Raw genomic sequence first — 13,321 nt, 5'->3', positions numbered from 1 at the left:
GCGGCAGAGGCTCACTCGTCGCAACGGTGCGCGCCGCGGGCCGGCTGCATCGCGAAGATCACCGGTGCCGTGAGTTCAGCCTCGGCGAACGCGCCCTGAACGGCGTCGGTGACAGCGTCGGTGTCGGTGTCGTCGACGAGTGCGATGGCGCTGCCGCCGAAGCCGCCGCCGGTCATCCGCGCTCCGTGCGCGCCCGTGTCCATCGCCGTCGACACGGCGAGGTCGAGCTCGCGACAGGACACCTCGAAGTCGTCGCGCAGGGAGACGTGGGAGGCGAGCAGGAGGGCACCGATCGCCCGAGGGTCGCCCTGCCCCTCCAGCACCCGCACCGTCTGCAAGGTCCTGGCGTTCTCGGTCACGATGTGCCGGGCGCGGCGCCGCAGCACCGGGTCCGTGAGCCGCTCGAGTGCCCCGGCGAGCCCGTCGTCGTCGATGTCGCGCAGCATGGGCACCCCCAAAAGCTCCGCGGCACGGGCGCATTCGGCGCGCCGTTTGGCGTACTCGCCGTCCGCGAGCTGGTGGCGGGCCTGGGTGTCGATGACCAGCAACCGCAGTCCGGCGCCGTCCAGGTCCAGCGGCACCCGGCGCGTGTCCATCGACCTGAAGTCGATGAAGAGAGCCTCGGCTTCCCGGCACAACACCGACGCGGACTGGTCGAGTGCGCCGGTGGGGACGCCGACGTAGTCGTTCTCGGCCCGCCGCGCCACGGTGATCAGGTCGGCAGGTGTCGAACCGAGACCGAACAGGTCGTCGACCGCCCCGGCGACCGCGCACTCCAGCGCCGCGGACGACGACAGCCCCGATCCGATCGGCACCGATCCGTCGACGACGATGTCCAGGCCCGGCATGTGGTGGCCGGCCTCGCGGAACGCCCAGATCACCCCGACGACGTACCCGGCCCAGCCCTGCACGCTGCCCGGGGCGAGGTCCACGATCGGGACGGTCACCGCGTCGTCATCCTGCACCGACGAGGCCCGGATGACGCCGTCGTCGCGCGCCGCGACCTGTGCCGTCACTCCGAGCGGTAACGCGGCGGGGAGAGCGAATCCGTCGTTGTAGTCGGTGTGTTCGCCGATGATGTTGACCCGGCCGGGCGCGTGCCACGCAAGCTCGGCCGGGCGTCCGTACGCCGCCTCGAAGGCGTCGTCGCTCATCGGACGGCGACTTCGCGCAGCGACGCGGCCTGCATCTCCGGCGCGACGTCGTTGATGAAGACCCCCATCCCGCTCTCGGATCCCGCGGTGTACTTCAGCTTCGTGGGACCGCGGCGGTTGGAGAGCAACCGCAGATGCAGGTACGCATGCTCCGCCCCGAGCGTGTCGCCCCCGGCAGGCGCCTGGTTCCAGCCCGATACGTACGGCATCTGCAGGTCGTAGAGCCCGTCGAGGCGGTGCAGCACGTCGAGGTACACGTGCGCGAAGTCGTCCCGCTGCGCGTCGTCCAGCTCGGGCAACTCGCGCACCCGCCGGTTGGGGTAGAGGTGCACCTCCATGGGCCAGCGCGCGGTAGCGGGCACGAACGCCGTCCAGTGCTCGCTGGCCGTCACCACCCGGGTGCCGCTGCGCTGCTCGGCGTGCAGCAGGTCCTCGAAGAGGTTGGTGCCGTGCTGGTCGTGGTGCTCCGCCGCCGAGGCGAGCATCCGCGCGGTCCACGGCGGCACGAACGGATAGCCGTAGATCTGCCCGTGCGGGTGGCTCAGCGTGACGCCGATCTCGGAGCCGCGGTTCTCGAACGGGAAGACGTGGGAGACCTCCTCCAGCGCGTTCAGCGCCGCGGTGCGGTCGGCCCACGCGTCGACGATCGTGCGCATCCGACGTGGCGACACGTCACCGAGCGACGCGTTGTGGTCGGAGCTGAAACACACCACCTCGCAACGGCCCTCGCCCGGCTTCTGCACGAGGAGCGGCTCGTCGTCGACGCGGTCCAGCACGGGCGGCACCCCCTGGGCAAACGACGGGAACCGGTTCTGGAACACGACCACGTCGTAGTCGTACGACGGGATCTCCGTCGCCCGCTCCGGCGTGCTCGGATCGAGCGGGCAGTCGCTGGTCGGCGGCTGGTAGGTGCGACTCTGACGGTGCGAGGCGATGGCGACCCACTCCTTGAGCAGCGGGTCGTACCGCACCTCGGAGTGCAGGGTGGGCGCTCCGCTCAGATCCCGGGTGTCGACGAGCCGCCGCGCGGCGTCGTCCTCCTCGTCGTAGTAGATGATGTCGCGGCCGTCCGCCAGCGACGCCTTAGTGACCTTCATCGGCGGTGCCTCCTTGCACATCGACGAGGTGGATGGCGCCGATGGCGCCCTCCAGAGCGGTTCGCGCGTCGCGCGGGAGACCGGTGTCGGTCACCAGGATGTCGATCTCGTCGAATCTGGCGAACGTCGCGAGTCCTCCCACTCCCCATTTGCTCGAATCCGCCACGACGATCAGGCGATTGGCGCCGTCGATCATCGCGCGGTTGATCTCCGACTCCATCAGGTTGGGGGTGGTGAGTCCGCGTCCGGGGTCGAAACCGTGGGCGCCCAGGACGAGTGCGTCCAGGTGCAGGCTGCGCATGGTGTTGAGCGCCACCGGCCCGACGAGCGCGTCGGACGGCGTGCGCAGCCCGCCGGTGAGGATGACGTTGGGACCGGCGCCCTCGGGGTCGATCGCCGTCGCCACCTGGATCGAGTTGGTCACGATGGTCAACCCCGTGACCGCGCCGGCGCCGAGTTCCTGCGCGACCTGCCAGGCCGTCGTACCGCCGCCGAAACCGACGGCCCAGCCCGGGCGGATCAGTGCCGCCGCCTCGCGGGCGATGGCCTTCTTCTCCGCCATCTTCAACTGCGACTTGCGGCTGAATCCCGGTTCGTCGGTGACCGCCTGCCGCGGCATCGTCGCGCCGCCGTGCACCTTGTCGACCAGGCCTTCGGAGTCCAACTGGTCCAGATCGCGTCGGATGGTCATCTCCGACACCCCGAACTGGGCCGTCAGCTGAGCGACCCGCGCGCTGCCGTCGGCCCGGACTCGCGACAGGATGCGCTCCTGGCGTTCGCGAGCTAGCACGGGCACTCCCCTAGGTGTGACGGACGCGAGGGCTCGTCGAGAGCCCTGAAGAACCCTCGCGAGAAGCACTGATCGAACAGTAACGCACATCGCACTCGTACACCGTGGCGTGCATGGGCGAGATATGTGTGAACCTGCGCGGTTGATGGGCGAAGCTGGTTGACAATGATCGAACATCCACGCCAGAGTGTCAACGATCACATCGACGACCCGCGGTCCGCGCGTGCTGCCCTCGAGCGAGCACGTCGTCCGCGGGCACTACGGAGGACATCACCATGACGTTGCACACGGGCGGCCGCCGACCCGTCGGCACGATGCCGCCGATTCACGCGAGCACGTGGAGCTCGGACGAGTCGAGCACAGCCATCGGGGTACTCCGGTGAACGCCGTGTCCGGCGGCCTGCGGCTGGATGCCGGGCCGATCGACTACATCCTCATCGCGACCTATTTCGTCTTCGTGCTCGGCATCGGCCTGATTGCCCGCAGTCAGGTCTCCAGCAGCGTCGACTTCTTCCTGTCCGGCCGGTCGCTACCGGCATGGATCACCGGGCTCGCGTTCGTCTCGGCCAACCTCGGCGCGACCGAGATCATGGGCATGTCGGCCAACGGCGCGCAGATCGGGCTGCCGACCTTCCACTACTACTGGATCGGCGCCGTCCCCGCGATGCTCTTCCTCGCCGTGGTGATGATGCCCTTCTACTACGGCTCCGGGGTGCGCAGTGTCCCGGAGTTCATGTACCGGCGCTTCGGTTCCGCGGCCCACCTGGTCAACTCGATCAGTTTCGCCGTGGCCCAGTTGCTGATCGCGGGCATCAACCTCTACCTGCTGGCGACCATCGTCAACACCCTGTTCGGCTGGAACATCTGGCTGTCCACGGTGATCGCTGCGCTCATCGTCCTCAGCTACATCACCCTCGGTGGTCTATCAGCGGCGATCTACAACGAGGTGCTGCAGTTCTTCGTCATCGTGGCGGCGCTGCTGCCGCTCACCATCATCGCGATGAAGAAGATCGGTGGGTGGAACGGCCTCACCAGCAAGCTCACCCACGACCAGACCCACTCGTGGCCGGGCAACGGGCTCACGGGCTTCAGCAGCTCGTTCCTCTCCATCCTCGGCATCGTCTTCGGTCTGGGCTTCGTGCTGTCGTTCGGCTACTGGACGACCAACTTCGTCGAGGTCCAGCGCGCGATGGTCAGCAAGGACATGAACTCCGCCAAGCGGGCGCCGGTCATCGGCTCCTTCCCGAAGATGTTCATCCCCTTCATCGTGATCATCCCGGGCATGGCGGCCGCCGGTCTCGGCGCGTTCGCCGGCGAGAAGAAGCCGGACTACAACAACGCGCTGCTCTTCCTGATGCGCGACCTGTTGCCGAACGGACTGCTCGGCGTCGCCATCGCCGGTCTGCTCGCGGCATTCATGGCCGGTATGGCCGCCAACCTGTCGGCGTTCAACACGGTGATGAGCTACGACATCTGGCAGACCTACATCCAGAAGGACCGCAGCGACGACTACTACCTGGCGTTCGGGCGGATCGCGACGGTCCTCGGCACGCTGGTCGCCGTAGGGACGTCGGCGTTCGCCAGCCAGTACCCGAACGTCATGAACTACCTGCAGACCCTCTTCGGGTTCTTCAACGCACCGCTCTTCGCGACCTTCATCGTCGGCATGTTCTGGAAGCGGATGACCCCCACGGCCGGCTGGACCGGTCTGGTGTCGGGAACGCTCGGCGCTCTCGTAGTGGCGATCCTGTCCAAGGACGCGCTCGGCAACTTGTCCATCGGCGCGCTGAACCTCACCGGCCAGGGCGCCAGCTTCGTCAGTGCAGGTGCGGCATTCGTCGTCGACGTGATCGTGAGCATCGTGGTCACGATGTACACGAGTCCCAAGCCGGAGTCGGAGCTTCGGGGACTGGTCTACTCGATGACCCCCAAGGCCGACTTCGCCGAAGGCGAGGTCGCCCACTGGTGGCTCTCCCCCACCAAGCTGGCCGGTTTGTCCCTGGTCCTCGTCATCATCCTCAACGTCATCTTCCACTAAGGACGTCTCATGGCTCAGACGACAACAGCGCCCGCCCATCGGCGCGCGGCCGGTCTCTTCGACGTCCGCAACATCATCGCCGCGCTCTTCGCGATCTACGGCGTGGTCCTCACGATCATGGGCGCCTTCAACTACACCGACTCCGACAGTCACAAGACGGGCGGGGTCAACCTCAACCTGTGGTCCGGGCTCGCGATGATCCTGGTAGCGGTCCTGATGGCTCTGTGGGCCGGGCTGCGACCGATCATCGTGCCGGTCGAGGACGAATCAGCCGACAAGAGCACGGCACCGAAGGAGTTCTAGCTCTCCTGGCTCGACGTACGACGAACGGGGGGTCCTGGTGGATCCCCCGTTCGTCGTTCTCACGGTGCGAGGCTGGTGCCGGGAGCGGGATTCGAACCCGCACGCCCTTTCGAGCAGAGCATTTTGAGTGCTCCGTGTCTGCCATTCCACCACCCCGGCGGTGGTTCGTGCGCGCGTCAGCATACGGGGCGGCGTACACGGTCGCGACGGTGGCACACGTCGGCCCGAGGGCCACAGGTCGACCTGTGACCCTCGGGCCGAACTGCGTCAGGGTCGGCGGCGCACTGGTCGCGGCTAGATCATCGGGCCGTCGTACGACGTGGCCGGCTCGTCGTACGCAGCCGCCACCTTGTTCTTGGCGTCGCCCATCTGGTGGACCCGCAGCGCATTGGTGGAGCCGGGGATGCCGGGAGGCGATCCGGCGATGATGACCACGAGGTCGCCCTCGACGCAGGCGCCGTTGGCCAGAAGGATCTCATCGACCTGCATGGCCATCTGGTCGGTGTGCTTGACCTCGGGCATCAGGTAGGGGTGCACCCCCCAGACCAGCGCGAGCCGGTTGCGCACGACCGGGTCGCAGGTGAAGGCCAGCATCGGGCGGGGGCTGCGCAACCGGGCCAGCCGCAGCGCGGAATCGCCGCTGGTGGTGAACGGGATGAGGTACTTCACCCCGAGCAGTTCGCCGATGTCGGCGGCGGCCCGTGTGACCGCGCCGCCCTTGGTGTGCGGGCGGGTGCCGAGCGGCGCGATGCGCTCCAGCCCGTGGTCCTCGGTGCTCGCGATGATCCGGGCCATGGTGCGGACGGACTCGATGGGCCACGCGCCGACGCTGGTCTCCCCCGACAGCATGATCGCGTCGGCGCCGTCCAGCACCGCGTTCGCGCAGTCGCTGGCCTCGGCGCGGGTCGGCCGGGAGTTCTCGATCATCGACTCCAGCACCTGGGTGGCGACGATGACCGGCTTGGCCGCGCGCCGGGCGAGCTCGACCGCGTGCTTCTGCACGATCGGCACCTCCTCGAGAGGAAGCTCCACACCCAGGTCGCCGCGCGCCACCATGATCGCGTCGAAGACCTCCACGATCTCGGCCAGGTTGTCGACGGCCTGGGGCTTCTCGATCTTCGCCACGACCGGCACCCGGCGTCCGACCTCGTCCATGATCTCGTGGGCGCGGTCGATGTCGGCCGCCTCGCGCACGAAAGAGAGCGCGATCAGGTCGGCGCCCAGCCGCAGTGCCCACCGCAGGTCGGCCTCGTCCTTGGCGGACAGCGCGGGGACGCTCACCGCGACCCCGGGCAGGTTGATGCCCTTGTTGTTGGAGACCGTGCCGCCTTCGACGACCTCGGTGAGCACGTCGGTCGCGGTGACCTGCAGGGCTCGCAGCGAGACCTTGCCGTCGTCGATGAGCAGGGAGTCGCCGGGCTGCACGTCGCCGGGCAGTCCCTTGTACGTCGTGGACACCCGCTCCTGGGTGCCGTCGACGTCGTCGCTGGTGATGGTGAACCGATCGCCCTTGGTCAGCACGATCGGGCCGGCCGAGAAGCGGCCGGTGCGGATCTTGGGGCCTTGCAGGTCGCAGAGGATGGCCAATGGGCGGCCGCTCTGTTCACTGGCGCGGCGCAGGTTGTTGTAGACCTCCTCGTGGTCCTCGTAGGCGCCGTGCGACAGGTTGAGGCGGGCGACGTCCATGCCCGCCTCGACCAGTTCGCGACAGCGTTCCGCGGAGGAGGTGGCAGGACCGAGCGTGCAGACGATCTTGGCGTGACGCATGCGTCGAGCCTATCGACGGCGCACGGTCTTTCACGCACCTGATACGCCGTACTACCAGGTAACTTCGCCGATCAGACGGTGAGCGGCCGATCGGTCGGAGCGATCGGCGCCGGGAGGTCCGACGCGCCGCTGAGGAACGCGTCCACACCACGTGCGGCGGCCCGCCCCTCGGCGATCGCCCAGACGATCAGGGACTGGCCGCGACCGGCGTCGCCGGCGACGAAGACGCCCGGCACGCTCGACATGAAGTCGGCGTCGCGTCGCACGTTCGTGCGCTCGTCCAACTCGACCCCGAGCTGCTCGATAAGTCCCTCGCTCTGCGGGCCGAGGAAGCCCATGGCGAGCAGCACCAGGTCGGCCGGGATCTCCCGCTCGGAGCCCTCGACCTCCTCGAAGCCGCTGCCCTTGCGCTCGACCTCGACCAGCCGCAGTGCCTTCACGTTGCCGTTGCCGTCGTCCAGGAACTCCTTGGTGCTGATCGCGTAGACCCGCTCGCCGCCCTCCTCGTGCGCGCTCGCCACGCGGTAGAGCATCGGGTACGTCGGCCACGGGTTGGCCTCGGCACGCTCCTCACCGGGCTTGGGCATGATCTCCAGCGACGTCACGGACGCGGCGCCCTGGCGGTGGGAGGTGCCGATGCAGTCGGCCCCGGTGTCGCCGCCGCCGATCACGACCACGTGCTTGTCCTTGGCGGTGATCTGGTCCTCGACCTGCTCACCGAGCGCCGCCCGGTTGGCGCCCGGCAGGAAGTCCATCGCCTGCACCACACCGTTCAGCTCGTGGCCCGGGGCCGGCAGGCCGCGCCGGACCGTGGCGCCGATCGCGAGCACGACCGCGTCGTACCGCTGGCGCAGCGCCGATCCGGTGAGCTCTCCCCCGACGTCGGTCGAGCAGCGGAACCGGGTGCCCTCGGCCATCATCTGCTCGAGGCGACGGTCCAGGACCGCCTTCTCCATCTTGAACTCGGGGATGCCGTAGCGCATCAGACCGCCGGGCTTGTCGTCGCGTTCGTACACGGCGACCGTGTGACCGGCCCGGGTCAGCTGCTGGGCGGCGGCCAGCCCCGAGGGGCCGGAGCCGATGACGGCCACGGTCTTGCCGGTCAGACGGGTGGGCAGTTGCGGCTCGACCGCGCCGGCCTCGAAGGCCTGCTCGATGGTGGTCAGCTCGACCTGCTTGATGGTGACAGCGGGCTCGCTGATCCCGAGCACGCACGCCGTCTCGCACGGTGCAGGGCACAGCCGGCCGGTGAACTCCGGGAAGTTGTTCGTGGCGTGCAGCCGCTCGATCGCGTCGGGCCAATCGCCCTTCCAGGCAAGATCGTTCCATTCGGGGATCAGGTTGCCGAGAGGACACCCGTTGTGGCAGAACGGGATTCCGCAGTCCATGCAACGGCCCGCCTGCTGCTGCAGCTCTGCGAGCTGCTGCTCCTCGTAGACCTCTTTCCAGTCCTTGATCCGTACCGAGACGGGCCGGCGCTTCGGCAGAGCCCGGTCGCGGACCTTCAGGAACCCTCGTGGGTCAGCCACGGTTCACCTCCATGATTCGTTCCCAGACCTGGCCGCCGTCGGGGTCCAGCCCCTCTTCGTCGGCCTTGGCCCGCACGTCCAGCACCCGCTGGTAGTCGCGCGGCAGTACGAGGCTGAGGCGCTCGGCGGCCTCGGGCCAGTTCGCGAGCAGCTTGGCGGCCACCTGCGATTCGGTCCATTCGTGGTGGTCGCGCAGCAGGGTGTGCACCCGCTCCAGGTCGTCCTCGCGGATGGGTAGGACGTCGACGAGTTCCGTGTTGACCATCTGCTCGTCCAGGTCGAGCACGAACGCCACGCCGCCGGACATCCCGGCGCCGAAGTTGCGACCGGTCGGACCGAGCACCAGGACGGTGCCGCCTGTCATGTACTCGCACCCGTGGTCGCCCACGCCCTCGACGACCGCGGTCGCGCCGGAGTTGCGCACGCAGAACCGCTCGCCGACCTGACCGCGCAGGAAGACCTCGCCGCTCGTCGCGCCGTACGCGATCACGTTGCCAGCGATCGCGTTCAGCTCCGGCACGAACGACGCGTCGCGCGTCGGGCGGACGACGACCCGTCCGCCGGACAGGCCCTTGGCGACGTAGTCGTTGCCCTCGCCGAAGACCCGCAGCGTGATGCCCGGGGGCAGGAACGCGCCGAGCGACTGCCCCGCCGTGCCGGTGAGGGAGATGTCGATGGTGCCGTCGGCCAGCCCCTCGGGGTAGCGCTTGGTGACCTCGTGCCCGAGCATCGTGCCGACCGTGCGGTTGACGTTGCTGACGGGCAGCTCGATGCGCACCGGGGCCTTGTCCTGCAGCGCGTCGGCGGACAGCACGATCAGCTGCTGGTCCAGCGCCTTGGCCAGTCCGTGCTCCTGCGCCACCGTGTGATGACGGGGCGAGCCCTCGGGCACGTCGACGTCGGCCAGCACCGGCGACAGGTCCAGCCCCTGCGCCTTCCAGTGGTCGACGGCCTCGCGGGTGTCCAACGCGCCGACCTGGCCGACGGCCTCGTCGATGGTGGCGAAGCCGAGCTCGGCGAGCAGCTCGCGGACCTCCTCGGCGATGTACTCGAAGAAGGTCTCGACGAACTCCGGCTTGCCGCTGAACCGCGCCCGCAGCTCCGGGTTCTGCGTGGCGACGCCCACCGGGCAGGTGTCCAGGTGGCAGACGCGCATCATGATGCAGCCGCTCACCACCAGCGGCGCACTCGCGAAGCCGAACTCCTCGGCGCCGAGCAGGGCGGCCACGACCACGTCGCGGCCGGTCTTCAGCTGGCCGTCGGTCTGCACCACGATGCGGTCGCGCAGATTGTTGAGAAGCAGCGTCTGCTGCGTCTCGGCCAGGCCGATCTCCCAGGGTCCGCCCGCGTGCTTGAGGGACGTCATCGGCGCGGCACCCGTGCCGCCGTCGTGACCGGAGATGAGGACGACGTCCGCGTGCGCCTTGCTGACGCCGGCGGCCACGGTGCCGACACCGACCTCGGAGACCAGCTTGACGTGGATCCGCGCCTGGGGGTTGGCGTTCTTCAGGTCGTGGATCAGCTGCGCCAGGTCCTCGATCGAGTAGATGTCGTGGTGCGGCGGGGGCGAGATCAGCCCGACGCCCGGGGTGGAGTGCCGGGTGCCGGCGATCCACGGGTAGACCTTCGGGCCGGGCAGCTGGCCGCCCTCACCGGGCTTGGCACCCTGCGCCATCTTGATCTGGATGTCGTCGGCCTGGGTCAGGTAGACCGAGGTGACGCCGAACCGGCCCGACGCGACCTGCTTGATCGACGAACGGCGTTCGGGGTCGAGCAACCGGTCCAGGTCCTCACCGCCCTCACCGGTGTTGGAGCGCGCGCCGATCCGGTTCATCGCGACCGCCAGGGTCTCGTGCGCCTCCTTGCTGATCGAGCCGTAGCTCATCGCGCCGGTGGAGAAGCGCTTCACGATCTCGCTGACCGGCTCGACCTCGTCCAGCGGGATGGGCTCGCGGCCGGAGTCGAAGCGGAAGAGCCCGCGCAGCGTCATGAGTCGCGCGGACTGCTCGTCGACGCGTGCGGTGTACTGCTTGAAGATGTCGTAGCGCCGCGACCGGGTCGAGTGCTGCAGCCGGAAGACGGTCTCGGGGTCGAAGAGGTGCGGCTCGCCGTCGCGCCGCCACTGGTACTCCCCGCCGGTCTCGATGGTGCGGTGCGGCGGACGCTGGCCGCTCTTGGGGTACGCCGTGGCGTGCCGGGCGGCGACCTCCTTGGCGATGACGTCCAGCCCGACCCCGCCGAGACGGGAGAAGGTGTCGGTGAAGTAGTCCTTGATGAGCTCGTCGGACAGTCCGACCGCCTCGAAGACCTGCGCGCCCCGGTAGGACGCGACCGTGGAGATGCCCATCTTCGACATCACCTTGAGCAGGCCCTTGCCGAGTGCCTTGATCAGGTTGCGGGTGGCCTGGTCGGCGCTGATCTCGGGCAGCTCGCCGCGCCGGACCATGTCCTCGACGGACTCCATGGCGAGGTAGGGGTTGACCGCGGCCGCGCCGTACCCGACGAGCAGCGCGACGTGGTGCACCTCGCGCACGTCGCCCGCCTCGACCAGCAGCCCGACCTGGGTGCGGGTCTTCTCGCGCACCAGGTGGTGGTGCACGGCGGCGGTCAGCAGCAGCGACGGGATGGGCGCGAACTCGGAGTTGCTGTCCCGGTCCGACAGCACCACGAAGCGGTAGCCGTCGGCGATGGCCTGGCTCACCTCGGCGAAGATGCCCTGCAGCCGCGCGCGCAGCGCGGTCGCGCCGCCCTCGACGTTGTAGGTGCCGCGGATGACGTAGGTGCCGTAGCCCGGGAAGTTGCCCTCGGCGTTGATGTGCACGAGCTTGGACAGCTCGTCGTTGTCGATGACCGGGAAGGGCAGCTCGACCTGGCGGGCGTGCGCCGGCCCGATCTCCAGAGCGTTGCTCTCCGGACCCATCAGGGTGCCGAGGGAGGTGACCAGCTCCTCGCGGATGGAGTCCAGCGGCGGGTTGGTGACCTGGGCGAAGAGCTGGCTGAAGTAGTCGAAGATGAGCCGCGGGCGCTGCGACAGCACCGCGATCGGGGTGTCGGTGCCCATCGAGCCGAGCGCTTCGCCGCCGGTGCGGGCCATGGGCGCCAGGAGCACCCGCAGCTCCTCCTGGGTGTAGCCGAACGTCTGCTGGCGGCGTTCGACCGATGCCGGAGTGTGCCAGACATGCTCGCGCTCCGAGAGGTCCGCGAGCTTGATGATCCCGGCGGTCAGCCACTCGCTGTACGGGTGCTCGGCGGCCAGCTCCTGCTTGACCTCCTCGTCGCTCACGATCCGGCCCTCGGCGGTGTCGAGCAGGAACATCCGACCCGGACGCAGCCGTCCCTTGCGCACGATGCGGGTGGGGTCGAGGTCGAGTACGCCGGCCTCGGAGGCGAGCACGACCAGTCCGTCGTCGGTGACCGAGTAGCGGCCGGGACGCAGTCCGTTGCGATCGAGGACCGCGCCGATCAGGGTGCCGTCGGTGAAGGTCACGCAGGCCGGCCCGTCCCAGGGCTCCATGATCGTGGAGTTGTACTCGTAGTACGCGCGGCGGGCGGGGTCCATCGTCGCGTGGTTCTCCCACGCCTCGGGGATCATCATCAGCACCGAGGCGGGCAGGCTGCGACCCGCCAGGTGCAGCATCTCCAGGACCTCGTCGAACGACGCGGAGTCGGAGTTGCCCGGAGTGCAGACCGGGAACGTGCGCGACAGGTCGCCGCCGAAGACCTCGCTGGCCAGGGTGGACTCGCGGGCGCGCATCCAGTTCTGGTTGCCGCGCACGGTGTTGATCTCGCCGTTGTGCGCGATCATCCGGTAGGGATGGGCCAGCTTCCACGACGGGAAGGTGTTGGTGGAGAAGCGCTGGTGCACCAGGGCCAGCTGGGAGGTGAAGCGCTCGTCGGACAGGTCCGGGAAGAACGGCTCCAGCTGACCGGTGGTGAGCATGCCCTTGTAGACGATGGTCCGCGCCGACAGCGACGGGAAGTACACGTCGGTCTCGTGCTCGATGCGCTTGCGCAGACAGAACGCCATCCGGTCCAGCTCGATCCCCGCAGCCTCACCGTCGGCGTCGGCCACGAAGGCCTGGCGGAAGACCGGCATCACGTCGAGCGCTGCCTGCCCGACACCGTCGGGGTTGACCGGCACGTCGCGCCAGCCGACGACCCGCAGACCCTCCTCGCCGGCGATCTGCGCGAAACGCTCGCCGATGTGCCACTGGGCATCGGGGTCGACGGGCATGAAGGCGATCCCGACGGCGTACCGGCCGGCGGGGGGCAGCTCGAAGTCGCACACCCCGCGCAGCAGCTCGTCGGGGATCTGTGTGAGGACGCCGACGCCGTCGCCGACGCTCGGGTCCGCGCCGGTGGCTCCGCGGTGCTCGAGGTTGCGCAGCGCGGTCAGCGCGTGCTCGACGATGTCGTGCCCGGCCCAGCCGCGCATCGTGGCGACCATGGCCACACCGCACGCATCCCGCTCGAAACGGGGGTCGTAGAGCCCCTGGGCCTTCGGCACCGAGGTGAAGCCGGAGTTGTCGCGAACGCTCATCGCACCCACCGTCCTGTCGTCGTCGTGCGCCCCGGCGAGGGGGCGCATGCGCTCACGCGTCGCGCACATCCTTGAAGAGACCGCGCCCTCGGCGCCGGCTCTG

Annotated in this window: 8 protein-coding genes and 1 tRNA gene; 2 read left to right on the top strand and 7 right to left on the bottom strand. The window is 69.1% G+C overall.

What is annotated here, in order from left to right; translation table 11 throughout:
- Positions 1-11 precede the first annotated feature (11 nt).
- Genes galK through HNR15_RS07475 form a run of 3 tightly spaced genes read right to left on the bottom strand, consistent with a single transcriptional unit; the run spans position 12 to position 3,041 of the window.
- A complete protein-coding gene (galK, locus tag HNR15_RS07485; protein ID WP_179480461.1) occupies positions 12-1,154 on the bottom strand; it encodes a galactokinase in 1,143 nt (380 codons plus the stop codon).
- Complete coding sequence (gene galT, locus HNR15_RS07480) at positions 1,151-2,251, bottom strand: galactose-1-phosphate uridylyltransferase (RefSeq protein ID WP_179480459.1); 1,101 nt, start codon at positions 2,249-2,251, stop codon at positions 1,151-1,153. Before galT ends, galK begins: the two co-directional genes overlap by 4 nt.
- Positions 2,238-3,041 carry a DeoR/GlpR family DNA-binding transcription regulator gene (locus HNR15_RS07475; RefSeq protein ID WP_179480457.1) on the bottom strand — a complete coding sequence of 268 codons (804 nt, stop codon included), beginning with the start codon at positions 3,039-3,041 and terminating at the stop codon, positions 2,238-2,240. The genes galT and HNR15_RS07475 overlap by 14 nt, the downstream gene beginning before the upstream one ends.
- Before the next feature lie 379 nt (positions 3,042-3,420).
- Between HNR15_RS07475 and HNR15_RS07470 the strand changes: the two genes are divergently transcribed.
- Positions 3,421-5,079 (top strand): sodium:solute symporter family protein, encoded by a 1,659-nt coding sequence (locus HNR15_RS07470; RefSeq protein WP_343048460.1) that lies wholly within the window; start codon positions 3,421-3,423, stop codon positions 5,077-5,079.
- A 9-nt stretch (positions 5,080-5,088) separates the two neighbouring features.
- Positions 5,089-5,382, top strand: a complete 294-nt coding sequence (locus tag HNR15_RS07465) for a hypothetical protein (RefSeq protein ID WP_179480455.1) — start codon at positions 5,089-5,091, stop codon at positions 5,380-5,382.
- 73 nt (positions 5,383-5,455) lie between these two features.
- On the opposite strand, the gene HNR15_RS07460 is transcribed toward HNR15_RS07465, so the two are convergent.
- The 4 genes from HNR15_RS07460 to gltB all read right to left on the bottom strand — a co-directional run bounded on the left by HNR15_RS07460 (position 5,456) and on the right by gltB (position 13,218).
- Positions 5,456-5,541, bottom strand: a tRNA-Leu gene (locus HNR15_RS07460).
- Between the two features lie 135 nt (positions 5,542-5,676).
- Entirely contained in the window at positions 5,677-7,149 is a 1,473-nt protein-coding gene (pyk, locus tag HNR15_RS07455; protein ID WP_179480452.1) for a pyruvate kinase, read from the bottom strand.
- A 71-nt stretch (positions 7,150-7,220) separates the two neighbouring features.
- Positions 7,221-8,678 (bottom strand): glutamate synthase small subunit, encoded by a 1,458-nt coding sequence (locus HNR15_RS07450; protein ID WP_179480450.1) that lies wholly within the window; start codon positions 8,676-8,678, stop codon positions 7,221-7,223.
- Positions 8,671-13,218 (bottom strand): glutamate synthase large subunit, encoded by a 4,548-nt coding sequence (gene gltB / locus HNR15_RS07445; RefSeq protein WP_179480448.1) that lies wholly within the window; start codon positions 13,216-13,218, stop codon positions 8,671-8,673. Before gltB ends, HNR15_RS07450 begins: the two co-directional genes overlap by 8 nt.
- Positions 13,219-13,321: the final 103 nt, after the last annotated feature.

The organism is Allobranchiibius huperziae (assembly GCF_013410455.1).
Classification (GTDB): Bacteria; Actinomycetota; Actinomycetes; order Actinomycetales; family Dermatophilaceae; genus Allobranchiibius; species Allobranchiibius huperziae.
Note: the sequence above shows the minus strand (reverse complement) of the source record. Positions and strands in the feature narration are given on the sequence as shown.

Bases quoted from the DNA above. Each gene is read 5' to 3' on its own strand.
- galK (WP_179480461.1), bottom strand. From the start codon at position 1,154: ATGAGCGACGACGCCTTCGAGGCGGCGTACGGACGCCCGGCCGAGCTT.
- galT (WP_179480459.1), bottom strand. From the start codon at position 2,251: ATGAAGGTCACTAAGGCGTCGCTGGCGGACGGCCGCGACATCATCTAC.
- HNR15_RS07465 (WP_179480455.1), top strand. From the start codon at position 5,089: ATGGCTCAGACGACAACAGCGCCCGCCCATCGGCGCGCGGCCGGTCTC.
- pyk (WP_179480452.1), bottom strand. From the start codon at position 7,149: ATGCGTCACGCCAAGATCGTCTGCACGCTCGGTCCTGCCACCTCCTCC.
- gltB (WP_179480448.1), bottom strand. From the start codon at position 13,218: ATGAGCGTTCGCGACAACTCCGGCTTCACCTCGGTGCCGAAGGCCCAG.